The sequence below is a fragment of the Spirillospora sp. NPDC000708 genome, assembly GCF_040299565.1.
In the GTDB taxonomy this organism is placed as follows: Bacteria; Actinomycetota; Actinomycetes; order Streptosporangiales; family Streptosporangiaceae; genus Spirillospora.
The window spans coordinates 15525-37466 of sequence record NZ_JBEPCJ010000033.1 but is presented as its reverse complement, the minus strand read 5'-3'; the positions used below and the strand labels follow the sequence as shown (position 1 = coordinate 37466).

Sequence of the window (21942 nt, the reverse complement as noted above, 5' to 3'; positions counted from 1 at the left end):
CCATGACCGCCAACGCGCTCACGGTCCGCGGCCTGCGCAAGTCCTTCGGCGGCCGCACGGTGCTGTCCGGCTTCGACCTCGACGTGGCCCCCGGGGAGGTGGTCGCGCTCCTCGGGGCCAACGGGTCGGGCAAGTCGACCGCGCTGAAGTGCGTGGTCGGGCTCGTCCGCCCGGACGCGGGGCGGGCCGGGGTGTTCGGCACCGACCTGCTCGACGGGTCGCGGGCGGCCGACCGCGCCCGCACCCGCGTCGCCATGGTGTTCCAGCAGATCCATCTGGTACGGCGCAGGACGGCGCTGGACAACGTCTGCGCGGGCGCGCTCGGCCGGCTGCCGCTGCGCCGGTCCTGGGCCCCCGCCGCCTTCCCGCGCGAGCTGCGCGAGGAGGCGATGGCGTGCCTGCACCGGGTCGGCCTGGCCGACCGGGCGCACGAGCGGGTCGCCGCGCTGTCCGGCGGGCAGCAGCAGCGGGTCGCGCTCGCGCGGGCCCTGTGCCAGCGCGCGGAGGTGCTGCTGGCCGACGAGCCGGTCTCCGCGCTGGACCCGTCGGCGGCCGAGAACGTCATGGCCGTGATGACGGACCTCGCCCTGTCGGAGTCGATCGCGGTCGCGGCGGTGCTGCACCAGCCGGAGCTGGCCCGCCGCCACGCCGACCGGCTGGTCGGGCTGCGCGGCGGCCGGATCGCGTTCGCCGGCCCGGCCGCGGAGGTGTCCCAGGAGCAGGTGTCCGCCCTTTACGCCGCGGACGAGGAGGTCCACGCATGAGCGTTCTCATGACCGAGCGCGCCCCCGACCGGCTGCCCGTGCCGCGCAGGCGGCGCAGCCCCCGCACGCTGGCGATCGGCGGCGCCGTCGTCGCCGTCCTCGTGGGACTGCACGTCGCCGCCTGGATCGGCACCGGCATGGACCTCGGGATGCTGGTCGACGGCTGGCACGGCATGGTCCGCTTCGTCTCCGAGGCCTTCCCGCCGGACCTCGCCTGGGACCCCGTCGTCAAGGACGGCCTGCACGCCTGCCTGGTGACGCTGTGGATCGGGCTGCTCGGGACGACGCTGTCCATCCCGTTCACGATCGTGCTGTGCGCGCTCGGGTCGCGCGCCGTCAACGGCAACGCCGCCGTCTACCAGGCGGCGCGGGGCGTCATGTCGTTCCTGCGCGCCGTCCCGGACGTGGTGTTCGCACTGATCTTCGTGACCGCGGTCGGGCTCGGCCCGTTCGCCGGGGTCCTCGCGCTGGTCTGCAACAACACCGGCGTGATGGGCAAGCTGTGGTCGGAGGCGATGGAGGAGGTCGACGACGGCCCCGCGCAGGCGCTGCGGATCGCCGGCGCGAGCCGCGCGCAGCTGGTCGCGCACGCGGTGCTGCCGGCGTGCGTGCCGCAGCTGGTCGGGCTGGTGCTGTACCGGCTGGACGTCAACGTGCGGGCGTCGCTGGTGCTCGGCCTGGTCGGCGCCGGGGGCATCGGGTTCCTCATCAACCAGTCCATCCAGGAGTTCCGGTTCGACCAGATGCTCACCTACATCCTGATGGTGCTCGTGCTGGTCGTGGCGGTGGACCTGCTCAGCTCGTTCGTCCGGCGCAGGCTCGCGCCGTGACCGCGCGCCGGGGCCCGGTCGCCATGGTGTGGCCGGGCGTGGGCGGGCGCCACCGGGCGGCCGCGGTGGATCCGCCTCGCCCGGCGCCGGGCGAGGCGCTGGTCGAGGTGGAGCTCGCGACGATCTGCGGCTCGGACCTGCACACGGTCTCCGGCCGCCGCCCCGGGCCCGCGCCCGGGGTGCTCGGCCACGAGACCGTGGGGCGGGTCGTCCGGCTCGGGGACGGCCCTGCGCCGCGCGACGTCCGGGGACGGGACATCGCGGTCGGGGACCGGGTCGCGGTGGGGATCTACGCGGCGTGCGGCGGGTGCCCGCGCTGCCGCCGCGGCCTGCCGCAGAAGTGCGAGCGGCTGTTCAAGTACGGTCACGCGCCGCTCGCGGAGGCCGGGCCGCTGTCGGGCGGCTACGCCAGCCACGTGCTCGTCCGCCCCGGGACGCCGTTCGCGGTGGTGCCCCCGGATCTCCCGGCCGCGCTGGCGGCGCCGCTCGGCTGCGCGACGGCGACGGCGGTCGCGGCCGTCTCGGCGGGCGGCGCCGGCGTGGCCGGGCTGAACGCCACGGTCTGCGGCGCGGGCCTGCTCGGCCTGCTGGCGACCGCGATGCTCGCCGGGCGGGACGCGGCGGTCACGGCCGTCGACCCCGATCCCGGACGCCGCGCGACCGCGATGCTGATGGGCGCCGCGAACGCGGTCGGTCCCGCCGATGAGCCGCCGCCCGCCGATCTCTACATCGAGCTGTCCGGGGCGCCCGCCGCCGCCCGGTCCGCGGTGGCCCGCACCGCGACGGGCGGGACCATCGTGCTCGCCGGGACCGTCTCGCCCGGCGCGCCGCTGGACTGGGAGGCGCAGGACCTGGTGCGGGGGCTGCTCACGGTGCGGGGCGTCCACAACTACGCGCCCGCGGACCTCGCGGAGGCCGCCGCCTGGACCGAGTCCGCCGCCGCCCGCCTGCCCGTCGAGGCGCTGCTCGGCACCGTCCACCCGCTGGACGACCTGGACGCCGCGCTCGCGGAGGCGGCGCGGTCGGCCTCGATCCGGGTGGGGGTCGCCCCGCGCGCGTGAGCGGAAATCGATGCGGGCCGCCGGGTGTTGCAGTGGGGCGACCGTCCCTGAGAAAGGTGTCCCATGCGTGTCGAGATCTGGTCCGACGTCATCTGCCCCTGGTGCTACATCGGGAAGCGCCAGTTCGAGCGGGCGCTCGGCGGTTTCGAGCACCGCGACCAGGTCGAGATCGCCTACCGGGCGTTCCAGCTCGACCCGTCCTACCCGGCCGGGAAGACCGAGGACGTGGCGGACATGCTGGCCGCGAAGTTCGGCATGGCACGCGACCAGGCCGTCCAGATGAACCGGCAGATGGAGGAGCGCGCGGCCGGAGTCGGCCTCGAATACCACCTGGACGGCGGGCGGGTCGGCAACACCGCCGACGCCCACCGGCTCGTGCACCTGGCGGGCGAGCAGGGCGTGCAGGGCGACGTCGTCGAGGCCCTCTACAAGGCCCACTTCACCGACCGGCGCTCGGTGTTCGACCGCGACTCGCTGGTCGAGGTCGCCGCCGAGGCCGGGCTGGACGCGGCCGCGGCCCGCGACGCGCTCGCCTCCGGGAGGTTCGCAGCCGAGGTGGAGGCCGACCAGCGCGAGGCGCAACAGCTCGGTGCCACGGGCGTGCCCTTCTTCGTCATCGACCGGCGCTACGGCGTGTCCGGTGCGCAGCCCGCGGAGGCGTTCGCGCAGGCCCTCGACCGCGCTTGGAACGAGCCTCGCTAACAGGCCGCGCGTCCCCGTTCCGTCACCCCGCGAACACGGAACGCGCGTGGTCATCGCGCTGCGGGCCGGGGCGGACGGACCGCCGGACGCCCGGCCGGAACGGGGCGCGAGCGCATAAACATAATCTGATTCGGATGTCGACACGCGGGGCCGGAAACGTCTATTTTTGACGAATCTTCAGCCCGAACCAGCGAGGGGGCCCCGTGCAGACTCGAGCGGCGATCCTGTGGGACAAGAACACCGAATGGAGCGTCGAGGACATCGAACTCGACGACCCCAAGGCGGGTGAGGTCAAGGTCAAGCTCGCGGCGTCCGGCCTGTGCCACTCCGACGAGCACATGGTCACCGGCGACATGGTGATCGACAAGGAGATCGCCGACCTGATGGGCTGGAAGCAGTTCCCGGTGATCGGCGGGCACGAGGGCGCGGGCGAGATCGTCGAGGTCGGCCCGGGCGTCACCTCGGTGAAGGAGGGCGACCACGTCGTCCTGTCCTTCATCCCGGCGTGCGGCCGCTGCCCGTCCTGCGCGCAGGGCCGCCAGCACATCTGCGACCTCGGCGCCTTCCTGCTGTCGGGCCGGCAGATCAGCGACATGACCTCCCGGCACCACTCCAAGAACGGCGAGGACCTCGGCACGATGTGCTGCACCGGCACGTTCGAGCCGTACACGGTGGTCAACGAGTCGTCCGTCATCAAGATCGACGACTGGATCCCGCTCGACAAGGCCGCACTGGTCGGCTGCGGCGTCACCACCGGATGGGGCTCGGCGGTCAACGCCGCCGGGGTGCGGGCCGGCGACACCGTCGTGGTGATCGGGATCGGCGGCATCGGCATGAACGCGGTGCAGGGCGCGGCGATGGCCGGCGCCCGGCACGTCATCGCGGTCGACCCGGTCGAGTGGAAGCGGGAGAAGGCCACCAGCGTCTTCGGCGCCACGCACAGCGCCGCCTCCATCGAGGAGGCCCAGGCGATGGTCGCGGAGATGACCTGGGGCGCCAACGCCGACAAGGTCATCCTCACCGTGGGGACCGCCACCGGCGACCTCATCGGCCCGATGATGGGCATGGTCACCAAGGGCGGCCGCGGCGTCGTCACGGCCGTCGCGCCGGTCATGCAGGAGGACGTCAAGCTCAACCTGTTCGACCTGGCGATGCAGCGCAAGGAGCTGGTCGGCTGCATCTTCGGCAACGCCAACCCGCGCCGCGACGTCACCCGCCTCCTGCGCCTGTACGAGGAGGGCAAGCTCAAGCTGGACGAGCTGGTCACCAAGACCTACACCCTGGACGAGGTCAACCAGGGCTACCAGGACATGCGGGACGGCAAGAACATCCGCGGCCTGATCAAGTACTGACCGGCCGCCGCACGGCGCCCCGGAACGGGAGAGGCCGCCGCGAGGGACGCGCACCGTCCCGGCGGCGGCCTTCGTCGTGCGCCCGCGGCCCCTCGGGCGGCATCTCCGGCTGAACCGGCGAACGCCGCGAACCGTACAACCGGGTGTGCCCACCGCGCGCGATCGACGCCGGGGCGGGGGCACGGCGGTCACGGGCCAGGCTGGGGAGAACCGACATGTCGGTGTTTCATGCGTTCCGTTCGGCGGGCGGGCAACGCGACGGCGGGGACGCGCGGGAGGACGGAACCGCGCGGGAGGACGGAGCCGCGCCGGGCGGGGGTGACGCGCCGGGTGCTGGCGGCGCGCCTCCGCAGGGGCGGGTACGGCGCGCCGCCGGATGGGCGACGACGGCGCTGGCGTGCCTGCTCGTGCTGTTCGCCCTGGACGCGCCGGACCGGCTCGACCGGCTGTCGGCCGGGCAGTTCGTCCGGATCCCGGTGGAGGCGCTTGTCGTCGCGGCGCTGGTGCTGGTGCTCCCGGCGCGGGCGCGGCGGTGGGTCGCGGCGCCGGTGGGCGCGGTCCTGGGGGTCCTGGTCATCCTCAAGGTCCTGGACATGGGCTTCGACGCGGTCCTGGTGCGGCCGTTCAACCCCGTGTTCGACTGGAGCTTCCTGCGGCCGGGGTTCGAGTTCATCGACACCTCCGTGGGCCGCCCGGCCGCGATCGCCCTCACCGCGCTCATCGTGCTGCTGGTCGTCGCCGTGCCGGTGCTGACGGCGCTCGCGGTGCTGCGGCTGACCCGGCTGGCCGTACGGCACCGGATGTGGACGGGCCGGAGCGTCGCCGTCCTCGGGACGGCGTGGGTCGCGTCCGCCGCGCTGGGCGCGCAGGCCGTCCCCGGCGTGCCGCTGGCGTCGGGCGGCGCCGCCCGGCTCGCCTACGACCACGCCCGGCAGGTGCGGACGGGCCTGAAGGACCGCGGAGTGTTCGCCAAGCAGGCCGCCGTGGACGCCTTCCGGAACACGCCCGCGAACCAGATGCTGACGGGCCTGCGCGGCAAGGACGTCGTCCTGGCGTTCGTGGAGAGCTACGGGCGTTCGGCGGTCGAGCACCCGGAGTACGCCCCCCAGGTGGACGCGGTGCTCGACGCGGGCACCCGGCGGCTGAAGGCGGCCGGGTTCGGCGCCCGCAGCGGCTACCTCACCTCCTCGACGGCGGGCGGCGGCAGCTGGCTCGCGCACTCGACGCTGCTGTCCGGCCTGTGGATCGACAACCAGCAGCGGTACCGGACGCTGACGTCGAGCAGCCGGTTCACGCTCACCCGCGCGTTCGGCGAGGCGGGCTGGCGGACGCTCACCGTCCAGCCGGCGATCACCCGGGCGTGGCCGGAGGCGTCGTTCTACGGCTACGACAAGGTCTACGACGACCGGAACCTCGGCTACAAGGGGCCCCGGTTCAGCTACGCGACCATGCCCGACCAGTACACGCTGAACACGCTGCAGCGCGACGAGCTCGCCGCGTCCGGGCGCCGGCCGGTGATGGCGGAGCTGGCGCTGGTGTCGAGCCACGCGCCGTGGGCGTCGATCCCGAGCCCGGTGCCCTGGAACGCGGTCGGCGACGGATCGGTCTTCAACGGGATGGGCAAGGGCGAGAACGCGGCGTGGCCGTCGTCCGGGCGGATCCGCGGCGAGTACCGCAAGTCGATCGAGTACACGCTGAACACCCTCGTCTCCTACATGCTGGCCTACGGGACGAAGAACACCGTGCTGGTCTTCCTCGGCGACCACCAGCCCGCGCCGACGATCGCGGGGCGGAACGCGAGCCGGGACGTCCCGGTCACGATCGTGGCCCGCGACCCGGCCGTGCTGGACCGGATCTCCGGCTGGGGCTGGCAGGACGGGCTGCGCCCCGCGCGGACCTCGCCGGTCTGGCCGATGAGCACGTTCCGCGACCGCTTCCTGACCGCGTTCGGCTCCACGCCCTCCGCCTCTCCCCCGCCGGCGGCGTCGCACAGGTGACGCCGGGCCCCCGGGGTGGGAGGTTGGGGAGATGAGGGCGGCGGCGGTGGCGCTCGCCGTGGCCGCGCTGCTGACCGCGATGGCCGCGGCGATGGTCACGACCGCCGTGCAGCAGACGCCGACGATCGACGAGCCGGTGTACGTCGGGGCGTCCGCGCTGTACCTGCGCGAGCACGACCTGCGCGACAACCCGGAGCATCCGCCGCTCGGCAAGCTGATCATCGGGATCGGGACGGAGGCGGCGGGCGTCCGCCTCGACCGGTCCTACACCGGCCCGCAGGAGGCGGTCGGGCGGCACCTGCTGTACGCCTCGGGCAACGACCCGGGACGGGTGATGCTCGCCGCCCGGCTCCCGATGATCGCGCTGACGCTGCTGTTCGGGCTGGTCGTCCTCGCCTTCGCGCGCGACCTCGCGGGCACGGCGGCCGGGCTGCTCGCGCTCGGCCTGTACGCGTTCTCGCCGGACGTCATCGCGCACGGGTCGCTGGCCACGCTGGACGTGGCGGCGGCCGGGTTCGTCCTCACGGCCGCGTGGCTGCTGTGGCGGGCGCGCGGCCGGCCCCTGCCGTACCTGCCGCTCGCCGGGACCGCGCTGGGGGCGGCGCTCGCCACCAAGATGAGCACGCTCGCGGCCGTCCCGGTGCTGCTGGCCCTCGCGGCCGTGCCGGTCTGGTCGGCGTCCCGGCGAGGTGAGGGCGGGACGGCCGGGAGGGCGGTGCTGCGCGCCGCCGCCGCGGCGGCCGGGGTCGCGGCGATCGCGGTCGCGGTGGTGTGGGCGGCCTACCTGGCCGTCGACCCGCGGCTGCGGTGGACGGCGCCGCCCGGCCTGCCGTCGATCGGCGGCCTCCGGGGCGTCCTCGCCGGCGCGGCGCCCTTCCCCCGGCCGTACCGCGACGGGATGCGCCTCCAGTTCGGGTTCGAGGACGCGACCTGGACCGGGTTCCTGTTCGGCCGCCACTACCGGGGCTCGCTCTGGTACTACCTGCCGGCGGCGCTGCTGGTGAAGACGCCGCTGGGGATGCTCGCGCTGTGGCTCGCGGGCGCGGCGGCCATGGTGTCGGTGCGGCGGCTGCGCCCGGCCGCCCCGTACGTGCTCCTCCCGGCCGCGGTGCTGCTGGCCGCCGCGATGGCCGGGTCCCGCGACCTGGGCGTCCGGTACGCCATCTTCGTCCCGCTCTTCCTGGCGGTCGCGGCGGGCTGCGCCGTCGCGCTCCCGTGGCGATGGACGCCCGCGCCCGCGGCCGCCTTGGCACTGTTCGTCGCGGTCAGCTCCGTCCGGACGTTCCCGTACTACCTGCCGTACTCGAACGAGGCGTTCGGCGGGCCGTCCAGGACGCACCTGCGCCTGCACGACTCCAACGTGGACTGGGGCCAGGACCTCGGACGCCTCGCCGACCGGCTCCGCGACCGGTACGCCGGGCGGCCGGTCTGGCTCGCTTACAAGGGCAGCGGCGTCCCGGCGAGCTACGGCATCAGCGCCGCCGACCCGCTCGCCGTCCCCCCGGACCGGGTCCGCGGCGTCCTCGCGGTGTCCGACAGCTGGATCGACAAGGCCGATCCCCGCATACTCGCCCTCATCAGAACGAGCGAGCCGATCGACGAGGTGGGCCACTCCATCACCATCTACCAGAGGCCCGCGGCCGGGACTCGGTAGGCGCCCGCGCGGCGCATGCGCCGCGCGGTGCTGGAGATGTAGACAGGACGACACGCTGAAGGAGAGGGCGCCATGCTGGTCCGAGAGGCGATGACCTCGCCCGTCGTGACGATCCCGCGGACGGCCACCGTCCGCCAGGCCGTCCGCGTCCTGCACGAGCACGACATCACCGCGCTGCCCGTCGTCGACGGCAACGGGCGGCTCGTCGGGATCGTCAGCGAGATGGACCTGCTGCGCGGCGCGTTCGAGGCCGACCCGCGGGCGTTCTCGCGTCCCGTCGCCACCCCGGCCGGGCCGCCGCCGCGGCTCGTCGAGGAGGTCATGACGCGGGACGTGGAGACCGCGCGGCCCACCACCGACGTCGCCGAGCTCGCCGAGGCGATGATGCGGACCCGGCACAAGAGCGTCCCGGTGCTGGACGGCGCCGTGCTCGCCGGCATCGTCAGCCGCCGCGACCTGATCGCGCTGCTCGCCCGCGGCGACGCCCGGATCAGGGACGACGTCCTCGCCGCGATCAACGAGTACGGTCCCGGCGGGCACGCCTGGGAGGTGTCCGTGCGCGACGGCGTGGTGGTGCTCACCGGCCCGGCCGACGAGGCGGCGCGGCGCGTCGCGGACGTGCTGGCCCGGACGGTGCCCGGCGTCACCCGCGTGTCGGTGCGCACCCCCGAACCCGGCGGGGCGCCCGGCGGGACCGGCTGAGACGATGGACCCGTCGGGGAGGGAGCCATGATCAGCCTTCGTGCGCGCCGCGCCCGGGCGGCCCTGCTGCGCCTGCGCCGCCGGCTCGGCTTCGAGCGCAACGCGCTGCGGCGCGGCGTCGACCGGCGGCAGCGCGCGGTCGGGATCGGCGCGGTGGCGGTGTTCGCCGTGGTGGCGGCGCCCGCGTCCGCGGCCGTGGCGTCCGTCGCCTACGCGTCCGGGGTCCGGGCGGAGCGCGCGGAGGCGGCGGGGCACCACCGGATCACGGCCCGCGTGTCGGGCATCCAGAAGCAGGACGACGGCGAGCAGCGCTACACCTACGCCCGGCTCGCCTGGACCGCCCCGGACGGCCGGGAGCACTCGGCGGTGATCGCCGCCGGGCGGACGGCGCGGCTCGGGGCGGCGCTGCGGATCTGGGTGGACGCGCGGGGCGAGATATCGCGCCGGCCGCAGAACCGCACCGACACCGTGGCGGGCGCCGTCTTCGCCGGCGCGGGCGCCGCCGGCGCCGCGGCGCTGCCGCCCCTGGCGGTCTACCTGCTCGTCCGCCGCCGCTGCGACCGCGACCGCGAGGAGATGTGGGACGCCGCGTGGGCCCGGCTGGACCGTCCGCACATCGGCTGACCCGGCGCCCGCTCGCCGGGGCCGCGCGCGCCCGGCGGACCGGTGCGCGCCCGCCGGTTCCGGCTCGACGATCATGGGGTATGCGCACACCTGGGCCCGGTCGGCGGGCCCGCGCCTGCCGGGACGATCGGGTGACGATGCTGCCATGACGATGCCGCGATGAAACGGCCGCGATGACGGAGGGCGAGGAGGGATCCGGGCCGCTGTCGGACCGGACGGCATGGGCCCGCAGCCTGCAGACGCCGCTGCGGGAGTTCCTGCGCACCGAGACCGGTGGCGCCATCGTGCTGCTGGTCGCGACCATCGCGGCGCTGATATGGGCGAACGTCTCCGTCTCGTCCTACGAGACGTTCTGGGGGACGGAGGCGTCCCTGCGCGCCGGCCGCCACGCCCTGTCGATGGACCTGCGGACCTGGATCAACAGCGGGCTGATGACGCTGTTCTTCTTCGTCGTCGGGCTGGAGGCGCGCCGCGAGTTCGACATGGGCGAGCTGCGCGAGCGCCGCCGGCTCGCGCTGCCGCTCGCCGCCGGGATCGGCGGCATGGTCGTCCCGGTGGGGATCTACCTCGCGATCAACGCGGGCGGCCCGGCCCTGCACGGGTGGGGCACCGCGATGTCGACGGACACGGCGTTCGCGCTCGGCGTGCTGACGCTCGTCGGCAAGCGGTTCCCCGGCCGGCTGCACGCCTACCTGCTCACCGTCACCGTGGTCGACGACCTGGTCGCGCTGCTGGTGATCGGGACCGTCTACAGCGAGGACGTCTCGGCCGAGCCGCTGCTGATCGCGGCCGGCCTGCTCGGCGTGACCCTGCTGGTCCGCGCGGCGGGCGTGGCGCGGATGCCGGTGTACGCGGTGCTCGGCCTCGCGGCGTGGCTGGCGCTGAACGCCTCCGGCGTCGAGCCGATCGTCGTCGGCCTGGCGATGGGCCTGCTCACCTACGCCTACCCGGCCGCCCGCACCGACCTGGAGCGGGCCAGCGAGGTGTTCCGGCTGTTCCGCGAGCAGCCCACGCCGGAGCTGGCCCGGTCGGCGCGGACGGGCGTCGCCGCGGCGATCTCGCCGAACGAGCGGCTCCAGCAGCTGTACCACCCCTGGACCAGCTACGTGATCGTCCCGCTGTTCGCGCTCGCCAACGCGGGGATCCCGGTGAGCGCCGGGTTCCTGCGGCACGCCTTCACCTCCCCGGTGACGCTGGGCATCCTGGTCGGCTACGTGGTCGGCAAGCCGGTCGGCATCCTCGGGCTGTCCTGGCTGGTGACGGTGGTGAGCCGGGGCCGGCTGCGGCCGCCGGTCGGGTGGGCGGCGGTCGGGGGCGGCGGCGCCATCGCCGGGATCGGCTTCACCGCCGCGCTGCTGATCGCGACGCTGGCGTTCACCGGCGACCGGCTCGCCGAGGCGAAGGTCGGCATCCTGTCGGCGGCGCTGCTGGCGTCGGTGCTGACCTGGCTGGTCGTCCGGGTGACGGCGCTGCTGCCGGCCCGGCCGCGGGTGGTCGCGCTGCTCGGCACGGCGCAGACCGTGATCGACCTGGCCGCGCCGGTCGACCCGGACCGCGACCACGTGCGCGGCCCGGAGCGCGCGCCGGTCACCGTGGTCGAATACGGCGACTTCGAATGCCCGTACTGCGGTCAGGCCGAGCCGGTGATCCGGGAGCTGCTCGCGGGGCAGGGCGACGTCCGGTACGTGTGGCGGCACCTGCCGCTCACCGACGTCCACCCGCAGGCGCATCTCGCGGCGCAGGCCGCCGAGGCCGCCGCCGCGCAGGACGCGTTCTGGGAGATGCACGACCTGCTGTTCCGGCACCAGGACGCGCTCCAGGCCAAGGACCTCGTCCGGTACGCGGGCGAGCTCGGGCTGGACGTGGCGCGGTTCCGCGACGACCTGCGCCGGTCCGCGGGCTCGGCCCGGATCGCCGAGGACGTCGACTCCGCCGACCTCAGCGGCGTCTCCGGCACCCCGACGTTCTTCGTCAACGGGCGCCGACACCACGGCGCCTACGACCTGGAGAGCCTCCAGCACGCCGTCCGCATCGCCCGCAAGCTCGCCGCCATCCGCGCCTAGCGCGGCCGGCGCGTGGCCGTCAGGGGTCGCGGACGAAGGCGATGTCGAGCGGGCTGGCGCCCAGGGTCGCGCCCGGAGGGCCGCCGCGGATCGTCGTGACGACCTCGTCGGAGGAGGTGTCGATGACGGAGACCGTGCCCGTCATGCCGTTGCCGACCCAGACCTCCGAACCGTCGGGCGTCGCCGCGATGGACGCGGGACGCCGCCCCACCGGCACTTCCGCGAGGTGCCTGCGTCCCGTCGCGTCGTAGACGCCGGCCGAGTCGGAGTTCATGTCCGCGACGTAGACCTTCCGCCCGTCCGGGGCTGCGGCGACCGCCCACGGCTCCGCGCCCGCCTTCACCCGGCGGGTCACCGTGCGGTGCGCCGCGTCCACCACGTACAGCAGGTCCGCGTCCGGCCGCGTCGCGTACACGCGGGAGCCGTCGGCGCTCACGGCGACGCCCTGCGCGTCCGGGATGCCGGGGACCTCCCCGGCGACCTCGCCCTTCGCCGTGTCGATGATGGCGAGGCCGCGCGCCGTCGTGACGTAGGCGTCCTTCCCGTCCGGCGCGAACGCGATCCGGCGCGGCGCCGCGCCGACGTCGACGCGCCGGATGACGGTGTCGGTGCGGGTGTCGATGACCGCGACCGCGCTGGACCCGCCCGGGCCGGTGTCGCCGCCGGTGACGGCCGCGTACGCCTGCGAGCCGTCCGGTGAGACGGCGACGTCCTGCGGGTAGGCGCCCACCACGATCGGGGTCGCGCGCAGCGTGGCCGCGTCCACCGCGATCACCTGGTACTGGCCGGCTGCGGCGACGTACACCGTCCGGGCGTCCGGGGTGACGGCGACGCCCTCGGCGGTGTCGGCGCGGATCGCGGTCGAGGTGACGGTGTGGGAGGCGACGTCCACCCGGGCGACCCGTCCGCTGCCGGCCAGCGCGATGTAGGCGGTGCAGCCGACCTCCGCGGGGCGGCCGCGCACCCACGGCGACGGCGCGTACGGGACGCCCTTCCGGACCGGACGGGACGGCGGAGCCCCCGGCCGCGCCGGCGCGGGCGGGACGAACGCCGCCCAGGACGGGGCGCCGGGCTGGACGCCCTGCTCGCCGGACGGCCCGGCGCCCGGGTCCGGGCCGTCCGGCACGGCCGCCGCGCTGGACGCCGCGGTGGACGCCGCCGACGGCGGCGCGGCGGGCGGCGCGATCAGCGCCATGCCCGCGGCGGCGCAGGCGGCGGCGAGGCCGAGCCCTCGCAGTCCTCGCACCATGTCGGTCTCCTGTCGCTGTCGGTGCGGTTCAGCGCCGCGGGCGGGGCCGCGGGCCGTGCTCCTGGACGGGCGGGGTCTGGTCCGCGCCGGGCAGCGCGGGCGGCGGGAGGGACGTGACGGCGGTGACCGCGTCGGCGAGGGGCTTCTTGGTGCCGGGCAGGTCCGGGGGCGCGCCCGGCCCGCCGGGCCGCCTCCCGAAGTCGAACGCGGACGTCAGGTCGCCGAACGCGGCGCGCCGCCAGTCGCTGATGTTCGGGATCTCCACGCCGGTGAGCCGCTCCAGGAACCGCAGCGGGGAGGTGTGGTCGAACGGCTCGCTGGCGATCCAGCCGCCGCGCGTCCACGGCGACACGATGACGCACGGCACGCGGAACCCCGCGCCGATCGGCACGCCGTCGACGAACTCGCCATCGGTGCCGGGCGGCGGGGTCGGCGGCGGGACGTGGTCGAACAGCCCGTCGTTCTCGTCGTAGTTCAGGATGAAGACGGTCTTGGCCCACACGTCCGGGTTGGACGCGATCGCGTCGATCTTGGACGCGACGTAGTCGGCGCCCGCGGCGGGCGTGTAGTCCGGGTGCTCGGACTGGTAGCTCGTCGGGATGATCCACGACACCGTCGGTAGCCGGTCGTTCGCCGCGTCGTACTCGAACCGGCCCGCCGAGTACGTCCGCATCCCGTTCCGGTACAGCGGGGAGCTCGTCGGCGCGTCCTGGTAGGCGGCGAACGGCTCCAGGATGTTGCAGCCGTAGTTGTCCGCCTCCTGGTACACCCTCCACGTCACGCCCGCGTCGGTCAGCGCCTCCGGGTACGTGTCCCAGGTGTAGGGCTCCGGGGCGGCGTTGCCGGTGATCGGGCCGCCGTCGTCGCCGTCGGGGTCGATGCTCGCGCTCATCAGGTACAGCCGGTTGGGCCAGGTCGGGCCGAGCACGGAGCAGTGGTAGCGGTCGCAGACGGTGAACTGCTCGGCGAGCGCGTAGTGGAACGGGATGTCCTCACGCGTGTAGTAGCCCATGACGTACGGGGCGTTGTCGCCGTCGGCGGCGCGGTGCGCGGCCAGCCACCCGTCCATCCGCCCGTTGTTCCACGCCGCGTGCTGGACGCTCCACGCGTGGCTGGTGGACGGGATGGCCTGCGCGCTGCTCCTCGCCGTGTCGAGGTGGAAGGGCAGCACGTAGCCGGCCTCGTTGACGTCGTCGGGCTGGTAGAACACCGACCGTCCGGTGCTCAGCGTGATCGCGGCAGGATCGGAGAACCCGGCCACCCCGGGCAGCGTCCCGAAGTAGTGGTCGAAGCTGCGGTTCTCCTGCATCAGGATCACCACGTGCTTGACGTCCTTCAGCCGCCCCGGCCCGCGCGCTGGCCGGGCGGCCAGCGCGCGGCGCACGTTCGGCGGCAGGAACTCGGCGGCGAACGCGGCGGCGGTGGCGGCGCCCGCCGCCGACAGCAGCCGCCGCCGCGTCAGGGGCACGTCCGGGCCGGCCGGGCGGCGGTCCCCGCGCCGCTCACCAGTCAAGATCACTTCGCGAGCGTAACCCGCGTGACCAGGGCCTCCACGGATCCGCCCGGCACTCGGCGAGCCGCCGGACCGGCGCGCCCGGCGGCCCTCCCCGGCGGCCCTCCCCGGCGGCCCTCCCCGGCGGCCCTCCCCGGCGCCTCAGCCCGCCGGTCCCGCGCTCAGCGGGCGTAGACCTCCAGCGTCCATCTCCCGGCCGGTTCCACGCCCTTCATCGCCGCCGCCGGCGTCGCGTCGCCGATGCCGCTCGCCGCGCCCGCCGCCGCCGGCAGCACGGCGATCCCGATCCCGTCCGTGCCGGTCCCCGCGTCCTGGTCCCAGACGACGCCCTGGGACTCGCCGATCTCGCAGTCGACGGCCTTCACCCGCCCGGCGATCCGCAACACGGCGGTCGCCGCGCCGTCCAGGCACGTCACCCGCAGCCGCAGCGTCTTGCCGCGTTCCGTGAGCGGCACCGTACGGCTGATGCCATCGGCGATGCCGGCCGCCCGGCCCAGTTCCTTCAGCCCCGTCAGAGGCGGCTGCGCGGGAGGGGAGGCGGAGGACGGGTCCTTCATCATCCTGCAGGTGTCGGACGCGCACGGCCCGCTGTAAGCCCGCAGGCTCCAGGCGCCCGGCACCGGGTCGTGCGCGGCCAGGAACCGGGCGAGAGAGCCGGGCGTGGGTGCGTCGCCCAACTCCTTCACCACCGGCACCGGCAGGGCCGTCGTCTCGACGGTGACCGGGACGCCCGGCTTGGTGGACAGGTAGATCTCGCCGCCGCAGGCGCTGCTCGCCGTCTCCGCGCGCGTCACGTCGTACCACGTGGCGTCGCGCTCGCAGCGGGCCGTGTACATGGTGAAGGGGCCGGTCGGAGTGAAGGTGACCCGCGCCATCCGCCCGAACTCGGAGAACCGCACCTCCTTCACCGGCTTCAGCCCCTCCACCGAGCGGCTCTTCGGGAAGGCGCCGTTGGTCACGCCCTCCATCGCCGGCGCCAGCACCTGCCGCTCGTGCGCGCCGGGGCCGTCCTGCCGCTGGACGACCCCGAAGACCGCCCCGGCCACCAGCAGCACGCCGAGGGCCCCGGCGGCGGCGCGGCGCCGGTCGCCGCGCCGGACGCGGCGGCGGACGCCGTCCAGCAGGTCCGGCGAGGGGGCGCCGCCGGCGCTCTCGGCCTCCATGACCTCCGTCAGGTCCTTCAGTTCGTAGGCCATGTCACTCCCCTCCCCGCGGCGCGGCGGCCAGGATGCCCGGATCGATGCGGAGCTTGGCGAGGGCCTTGCTGGTCTGGCTCTTCACGGTCCCGACCGAGCAGCCGAGGATCGCGGCGACTTGCGGCTCGGACAGGTCCTCGAAGAAGCGCAGCACCACCGTGGCGCGCTGCCGCTGCGGAAGCCGGCCGAGCGCGGCCCAGAGCACAGCCTTGTCCTCGGCGGCGCCGATGCCGTCGGCCGGGTCGGGCCCGTCCGGCGGCCGCTCCGTGGGCCGCTCGCCGCGCCAGCGCCGCTTCGCCCACGACGCGTGCGTGTTGACGAGGATCCGGTACACGTACGGATCGGGGTTGTCCCCGATCCGCCGCCACGCCCGCCACGCCTTGACCAGGGCCGTCTGCAGCAGGTCCTCCGCCTGCGCCCAGTCGCGGCACAGCAGATAGGCCGTCCTGAGCAGCCGCGGCGACCGCTCCGTCACGTACGCCGCGTAGTCCGGTCGCTCCCGCATCCGACCTCCCGGTAGATCCTCCTCCGACATCTACCGGCCGGCCCGCCGCGATGGTTGCCCGGCCGGACCATGATCCTTTTCGGCTAGGGTCGTGGCACGCCGTCCACCGCGCGAGGAACAGGAGCGCCGATGTCCTACCCCGAGCCCCGCTATTTCGGCGACGCCGGTGAGGTCAGCGCGACGCTGCGGGCGGGCGACGCCCCGCCGGACCTCCGCATGGGGCCGCTCGACGCGCAGGGCGTCCCCACCGGGACGCGGGTGCACTACCTCGGCACCGGCGGTTCCACCGGCGGGGCGTTCGGGCTGTACCGGTGGGAGATGGGTCCCCGGCCGTCGGGGCCGGACCCGCACTTCCACCGCACGATGACCGAGTCGTTCTACATCCTGTCCGGGACCGTCCGGCTGCACGACGGGACGGGCTGGCGGGACACCGCGCCGGGCGATTTCCTGTTCGTCCCCGAAGGCGGCGTGCACGGCTTCCGCAACGAGTCGGGCGAGCCGGCCTCGATGCTCCTGCTGTTCACGCCGGGCGCGCCGCGCGAGGGGTACTTCGAGGAACTCGCGGAGATCGCCGCGACCGGCCGCCGGCTCAGCGACGAGGAATGGACGGAGCTCTACAACCGCCACGACCAGTACATGGTGTGACGGGAGGGCGCCTACTTCCCGCTCTTGGCCCTCGCCTTGGCCTTTCCGCTCTTCTTCTTCGGCGCGGAGTCGGCCGCGACCGCCTTCTTGCCCTTCTTCGGCGCCTTCTCCGGCGCCTTGTCCGGGGTCTTCTTGGCGGCGGCCTTCTTGCCCTTCTTGGGCTTCTTCGTCCGGGCGGCGGCGCCGTCGGCGGGCACCGCGTCGACCGGCACGACCTCGGTGAGCACGGCCTCGGTGGACACGGCCTCGGTGAGCACGGCCTCGGCCGGCGCGGCGTCGGCGCTCTGGGCGACGCGGTTGCGGAAGGTCTGCCCGAACCGGAACGTCGGGACGAGCGCGGCGGGCACCTCCACGGGCGCCCCGGTGCGCGGGTTGCGGGCGCTGCGCGCCGGGCGGGAGGAGCGGTCGAACGCCCCGAAACCGGTGACGACGACGCGCTCCCCGGCGGACACCGCCTCCATCACCGCCTCGAACAGGGCGTCGACGTGCCGGCGCGCGACCGCCTCCTCGCCGCCCGCCCGCTCCGCCACGGCCTTGACCAACTCGCTGCGATTCATGCGCCCTGCCTCCATTGCGGCTTTCGTGCGCTCAGGCTAGCCCAGCGTGACCGCCGAAATCCCTGGATACGGCGGGATTTCCGGGCCCGGGGACGGCCGGACGCGGCGGCGGGTCACGGTTGGTAGCGGTACCCCATGCCGGGTTCGGTGAGCAGGTGGCGGGGACGGGTCGGATCGGGCTCCAGCTTGCGGCGCAGCTGGGCCATGTACTGCCGCAGGTAGTGCGTCTCGCGGGTGTACGACGGGCCCCACACCTCGGTGAGCAGCTGGCCCTGGCTGATGAGCCTGCCGGGGTTGCGCAGCAGGATCTCCAGCAGGTGCCATTCGGTCGGGGTGAGCCGGACGGCGGCGCCGTCGGCCGCGGTGATGGTCTTGGCGGCGAGGTCGACGGTGTGCGCGCCGACGGCGGCGACGGGCGCGTCCTCGCCGGGCGCGGCGCGGCGGCCGACGGCGCGGATCCGGGCGATCAGCTCCTCGATGGTGAACGGCTTGGTGACGTAGTCGTCGGCGCCCGCCTCCAGCGCCTCGACCTTGTCCCGGCTGCCCGCGCGGCCGGACAGCACGATGATCGGGGTGCGGGTCCAGCCGCGCAGCCCGTGGATCACCTCCAGGCCCTCGATGTCGGGGAGCCCGAGGTCCAGGACGATCAGGTCGGGGTGCCAGTCGGCGGCGCGGCGCAGCGCGGTGGTGCCGTCCGCGGCGGTCTCCACCTCGTAGCGGCGGGCGCGCAGGTTGATGCGCAGCGCCCGCAGGATCTGCGGTTCGTCGTCGACCACCAGCACGCGCGTCATGGCGTTCCCTTCTCCCGGACGGGCAGGACGACGATCATCGTCAGCCCGCCGCCGGGGGTGTCCTCGGGGATCAGCTCCCCGCCCATCGCCTCGGTGAGGCCGCGCGCGAGGGCGAGGCCGAGCCCGACGCCGGCGTGGTTGTCGCGGTCGTCCAGCCGCTGGAACGGCCGGAAGACGCGGTCCCGGTCGGCGGCCGGGATGCCGGGGCCGCGGTCGGCGATCCGCAGCTCGACGCGGTCGCGCAGCGCCCCCGCCGTGATGAGGACGGGCGGGCCCGGCGGGTGGTAGCGCAGCGCGTTGGAGATCAGGTTGACCAGCACCCGCTCCAGCAGCGCCGGGTCCGCCTCGGCCTCGGGCAGGTCGCCGGGGATCGCGACGCGGACGTGCTCGGCGGCGGCGCCGATCTCGTCCAGGGCGCGCGGGACGACCTCGTCGAGCGCGAGCGGGCGGGCGGCCATGCCGAGGACGCCCGCCTGCAGCCGGCTCATGTCGAGGAGGTTGGCGACGAGCCGGTCCAGCCGGTCGAGGGACTCCCCCGCGGTGTCGGCGAGTTCGGCGCGCTCCTCTCCGGTCCAGTCGATCTCGGTGTTGCGCAGGCTCTCGACGGCGGCCTTGGCGGACGACAGCGGGGTGCGCAGGTCGTGGCTGACCGCGCTGAGCAGGGCGGTGCGCATCCGGTCGACGGCCTCCAGCGGGCGGGCGCGCTCGGCCTCGGCCTCCAGCCGGCGGCGCCGCAGCGCGGCGGCGGCCTGCGCGGCGAACGCCTCCAGGACGCGCCGGTCCCCGGCGGGCAGCGGGCGGCCGCGCAGCGCGAGCGCGAGGTCGTCGCCGACGGGGATCTCGGTGTCGCCCTCCTCGGGGGCGGTGCAGGGCCGCCCGCCCGCGGTCGCGGCGACCTGCCAGCGCGGCGGGTCGCCGGTGCGCTCCAGCAGCGCCACCGAGTCGAGCCCGAACGTCTCGCGGAGCCGGCCGAGCAGGACGTCGAGCTCGTGCTCGCCGCGCAGCACGTTCCCGGCGAGGGTGGACAGCACCTCGGCGTCGGCGCCGAACCGGGCGGCGTCCCGGGAGCGCCGCGCGGCGGTGTCCACCACCCCGCTGACGGCCGCCGCGACCAGCAGGAACACCGCGAGCGCGATCAGGTTCTCGTGCTGGGCGATGGTGAGGGTGTGCAGCGGCGGCGTGAAGTAGAAGTTCAGCAGCAGGGAGCCCGCCACGGCGGCCAGCAGCGCGGGCCACAGCCCGCCGGCGAGCGCGACCGCGACGACCGCCGCGAGGAAGAACATGATCTGGGAGGGCAGCGAGAACGAGCCGCGGAGCTCCGTGAGCGTGAAGGTGAGCAGCGGCAGGCCGAGGACGGCGAGCGCGTAGCCGGCGAGGCGGCGCCGCAGCGGCAGGTTCGGGCCGCCGTCCTTCGGCCGGCGCAGGCTCCGGTGCGCCTGCTCGTGGGTGACCATGTGCACGTCGATCGGGCCGGACAGCGCGGTGGTGGTGACGCCGACGCCGGGCAGCAGCGCCCGCGACAGGCGGCTGCGCCGCGACACGCCCATGACGAGCTGCGTGGCGTTCACCGCGCTCGCGAACTCCAGGAGCGCGCGCGGCACGTCGTCGCCGACGACCTGGTGGTAGGTGCCGCCGAGGCCCTCGACGAGGTCGCGCTGGCGGGCGAGCAGCGCCGGTCCCGCGCCGGCGAGGCCGTCGCCGCGGGTGACGTGGACGGCGAGCAGGTCGGCGCCCTTGGTGCGGTCGGCGATGCGGGCGGCGCGGCGGATGAGGGTGTCGCCCTCGGGCCCGCCGGTGAGCGCGACGACGACGCGTTCGCGGGCCTCCCACGTCCGGTCGATGCCGTGGTCGGCGCGGTACCGGTCGAGCTGCTCGTCGACCTTGCCCGCCAGCCAGAGCAGCGCCAGCTCGCGCAGCGCGGTGAGGTTGCCGACGCGGAAGTAGTTCGACAGCGCCGCGTCGACCTTCTCGGGCGCGTAGACGTTGCCGTGCGCCATCCGGCGGCGCAGCGCCTCCGGCGCCATGTCGACCAGCTCCACCTGGTCGGCGCGGCGGACCACCTCGTCGGGGAGCGTCTCGCGCTGCGCCACCCCGGTGATCTCCTCGACGACGTCGTTGACCGACTCCAGGTGCTGGACGTTGACCGTGGTGATCACGTCGATGCCGGCGTCGAGGATCCGCTCGACGTCCTGCCACCGCTTGGCGTCGCGGCTGCCCGGGACGTTGGTGTGCGCCAGCTCGTCGATCAGCGCGACCGCCGGGGCCCGGTCGATCACGGCCTGCGCGTCCAGCTCGGTGAAGCCCGCGCCGCGATGGGTCAGGGTGCGGCGCGGGACGATCTCCAGGCCGTCCAGCAGCGCGGCGGTGCGCGGCCGGCCGTGCGTCTCGACGTAGCCCACGACGACGTCGGTGCCGCGCTCCAGCCGCCGCCTGCCCTCGCAGAGCATCGCGTAGGTCTTGCCCACGCCGGGAGCCGCCCCGAGGTAGACGCGGAGCCGCCCCCTGCCCATGGCCTTGCCTCCCCTTCTCAGCCCGGACCGTGGCCGCATCGTCGCGCGGCCGCGCGCCGGCGGCGGCGCGGCCGGCCCTGCCACCACGGTATTCGGACGGCACAGCGGTATTCGGACGGGAACGGCGTCTTGACGCGTTCCCTACGCCGCCGCCCCCGATCTTCACGCGTTCGACACGCCGCCGCGCCCGGCTCCGGCCAGGCGCGCCGCGCGCGGCCCCCGCGAGGGGTAGGCTCGCGGCACCGAGCCGGTGACGAGGCGTGAGGGAACCGTCCAGTGAGCGTGATCAACGTCGGCCAGTCCATCGTCCTCGGCGTCGTCGAGGGCCTCACCGAGTTCCTGCCGGTGTCCTCCACCGGGCACCTGAAGATCGCCGAAGGGCTCATGGACGTCCCGGTGGACGACAAGGGCGTCGTCGGGTTCACCGCCGTCATCCAGGTCGGCGCCATCGCCGCCGTCCTGGTCTACTTCTTCTCCGACATCGTCCGGATCGTCGGGGCCTGGTTCAAGGGCCTGGCGAACAAGGAGGAGCGGTACCACCACGACTACAAGTTCGCGTGGTGGGTCATCTTCGCCACCATCCCCGTCGTCATCGTCGGGGTCGCCGCCAAGCCGCTCATCGAGGGGCCGCTCGCCTCGCTGTGGGTGGTGGCCGGCTCGCTGATCGTCGGCAGCGTCGTGATGTGGCTCGCCGACCGGTACGGCCGCAACAAGCGCGGCGAGGACGACACCGGCTTCTGGGACGCGATGCTCGTCGGCTCCTCGCAGATCCTCGCGCTGCTGTTCCCCGGCTTCTCGCGGTCCGGCGCGACGATCTCGACGGGCCTGCTGCTGAACCTCGACCGCCTCGCCGCCACCCGCCTGTCGTTCTTCATGGGCATCCCCGCGCTGACCGGCGCCGGCCTGTACGAGCTGCCCGGCGCCCTCGGGTCCGGGGAGAGCGCGCTGCCGCTCGCGATCGGCACCGCCGTGTCGTTCGTCGTCGCCTACGCCTCGATCGCCTGGCTGCTGCGGTTCGTCGCGCGGCACACGTTCACCGCGTTCGTGGTGTACCGGGTCGCGGTCGGCCTGCTGCTGTTCGGGCTGCTCGGGGCCGGCACGCTGAACGGCTGACCGGCTGACCGGCGCCCGCGGGGACGTTCCGGGACCGCGGCGGGGCGCCCGCCGCCCCGGCGGGGCCATGGGGCAGACTGGCACGGTCCGCACGGCCGGCTCGCGGACCGCGCG

Annotated in this window: 19 protein-coding genes; 12 read left to right on the top strand and 7 right to left on the bottom strand. The window is 74.9% G+C overall.

Annotation, left to right across the window (positions count from 1 at the left end; genetic code table 11):
- Positions 1-2 precede the first annotated feature (2 nt).
- From ABT299_RS23465 to nhaA, 10 genes are all read left to right on the top strand, one after another.
- A complete protein-coding gene (locus ABT299_RS23465) occupies positions 3-764 on the top strand; it encodes a phosphonate ABC transporter ATP-binding protein (protein ID WP_500251993.1) in 762 nt (253 codons plus the stop codon).
- Positions 761-1594 carry a phosphonate ABC transporter, permease protein PhnE gene (phnE, locus tag ABT299_RS23460; protein WP_500251992.1) on the top strand — a complete coding sequence of 278 codons (834 nt, stop codon included), beginning with the start codon at positions 761-763 and terminating at the stop codon, positions 1592-1594. Before ABT299_RS23465 ends, phnE begins: the two co-directional genes overlap by 4 nt.
- A complete protein-coding gene (locus ABT299_RS23455; protein ID WP_500251991.1) occupies positions 1591-2655 on the top strand; it encodes an alcohol dehydrogenase catalytic domain-containing protein in 1065 nt (354 codons plus the stop codon). Before phnE ends, ABT299_RS23455 begins: the two co-directional genes overlap by 4 nt.
- A gap of 63 nt (positions 2656-2718) precedes the next feature.
- A complete protein-coding gene (locus ABT299_RS23450) occupies positions 2719-3357 on the top strand; it encodes a DsbA family oxidoreductase (RefSeq protein WP_500251990.1) in 639 nt (212 codons plus the stop codon).
- 203 nt (positions 3358-3560) lie between these two features.
- Entirely contained in the window at positions 3561-4709 is a 1149-nt protein-coding gene (locus ABT299_RS23445; protein ID WP_151545285.1) for an NDMA-dependent alcohol dehydrogenase, read from the top strand.
- Positions 4710-4924: 215 nt separating this feature from the next.
- On the top strand, positions 4925-6706 hold the full coding sequence (locus ABT299_RS23440) for an alkaline phosphatase family protein (protein WP_500251989.1): 1782 nt from the start codon (positions 4925-4927) through the stop codon (positions 6704-6706).
- 31 nt (positions 6707-6737) lie between these two features.
- Positions 6738-8360 (top strand): ArnT family glycosyltransferase, encoded by a 1623-nt coding sequence (locus ABT299_RS23435; RefSeq protein ID WP_500251988.1) that lies wholly within the window; start codon positions 6738-6740, stop codon positions 8358-8360.
- A 72-nt stretch (positions 8361-8432) separates the two neighbouring features.
- Positions 8433-9062 carry a CBS domain-containing protein gene (locus ABT299_RS23430; RefSeq protein ID WP_206700286.1) on the top strand — a complete coding sequence of 210 codons (630 nt, stop codon included), beginning with the start codon at positions 8433-8435 and terminating at the stop codon, positions 9060-9062.
- Positions 9063-9089: 27 nt separating this feature from the next.
- The gene (locus ABT299_RS23425; RefSeq protein ID WP_500251987.1) at positions 9090-9686 is read left to right on the top strand and encodes an Rv1733c family protein; all 597 of its coding nucleotides are present in this window, start codon (positions 9090-9092) and stop codon (positions 9684-9686) included.
- A 173-nt stretch (positions 9687-9859) separates the two neighbouring features.
- Positions 9860-11749: a Na+/H+ antiporter NhaA gene (gene nhaA / locus ABT299_RS23420; protein WP_500251986.1), complete on the top strand. Its 1890-nt coding sequence runs from the start codon at positions 9860-9862 to the stop codon at positions 11747-11749.
- Between the two features lie 19 nt (positions 11750-11768).
- On the opposite strand, the gene ABT299_RS23415 is transcribed toward nhaA, so the two are convergent.
- The 4 genes from ABT299_RS23415 to ABT299_RS23400 form a co-directional block, all read right to left on the bottom strand.
- Complete coding sequence (locus ABT299_RS23415; RefSeq protein ID WP_500251985.1) at positions 11769-12998, bottom strand: YncE family protein; 1230 nt, start codon at positions 12996-12998, stop codon at positions 11769-11771.
- Positions 12999-13026: 28 nt separating this feature from the next.
- On the bottom strand, positions 13027-14517 hold the full coding sequence (locus ABT299_RS23410) for an alkaline phosphatase family protein (protein WP_500251984.1): 1491 nt from the start codon (positions 14515-14517) through the stop codon (positions 13027-13029).
- A gap of 155 nt (positions 14518-14672) precedes the next feature.
- Positions 14673-15707, bottom strand: coding sequence for a hypothetical protein (locus ABT299_RS23405; protein WP_500251983.1), 1035 nt, complete (start codon positions 15705-15707; stop codon positions 14673-14675).
- A 1-nt stretch (position 15708) separates the two neighbouring features.
- Positions 15709-16212: a SigE family RNA polymerase sigma factor gene (locus ABT299_RS23400; RefSeq protein ID WP_190868417.1), complete on the bottom strand. Its 504-nt coding sequence runs from the start codon at positions 16210-16212 to the stop codon at positions 15709-15711.
- 129 nt (positions 16213-16341) lie between these two features.
- On the opposite strand from ABT299_RS23400, the gene ABT299_RS23395 reads away from it, so the two are divergent.
- A complete protein-coding gene (locus ABT299_RS23395) occupies positions 16342-16857 on the top strand; it encodes a cupin domain-containing protein (protein WP_500251982.1) in 516 nt (171 codons plus the stop codon).
- Between the two features lie 11 nt (positions 16858-16868).
- On the opposite strand, the gene ABT299_RS23390 is transcribed toward ABT299_RS23395, so the two are convergent.
- The 3 genes from ABT299_RS23390 to ABT299_RS23380 all read right to left on the bottom strand — a co-directional run bounded on the left by ABT299_RS23390 (position 16869) and on the right by ABT299_RS23380 (position 20715).
- On the bottom strand, positions 16869-17414 hold the full coding sequence (locus ABT299_RS23390) for an HU family DNA-binding protein (protein WP_500251981.1): 546 nt from the start codon (positions 17412-17414) through the stop codon (positions 16869-16871).
- Between the two features lie 113 nt (positions 17415-17527).
- Positions 17528-18205 carry a response regulator gene (locus tag ABT299_RS23385; RefSeq protein WP_387027127.1) on the bottom strand — a complete coding sequence of 226 codons (678 nt, stop codon included), beginning with the start codon at positions 18203-18205 and terminating at the stop codon, positions 17528-17530.
- Positions 18202-20715 (bottom strand): DUF4118 domain-containing protein, encoded by a 2514-nt coding sequence (locus ABT299_RS23380; RefSeq protein ID WP_500251980.1) that lies wholly within the window; start codon positions 20713-20715, stop codon positions 18202-18204. Before ABT299_RS23380 ends, ABT299_RS23385 begins: the two co-directional genes overlap by 4 nt.
- Before the next feature lie 276 nt (positions 20716-20991).
- Between ABT299_RS23380 and ABT299_RS23375 the strand changes: the two genes are divergently transcribed.
- Positions 20992-21828 carry an undecaprenyl-diphosphate phosphatase gene (locus ABT299_RS23375; protein WP_190868422.1) on the top strand — a complete coding sequence of 279 codons (837 nt, stop codon included), beginning with the start codon at positions 20992-20994 and terminating at the stop codon, positions 21826-21828.
- Positions 21829-21942: the final 114 nt, after the last annotated feature.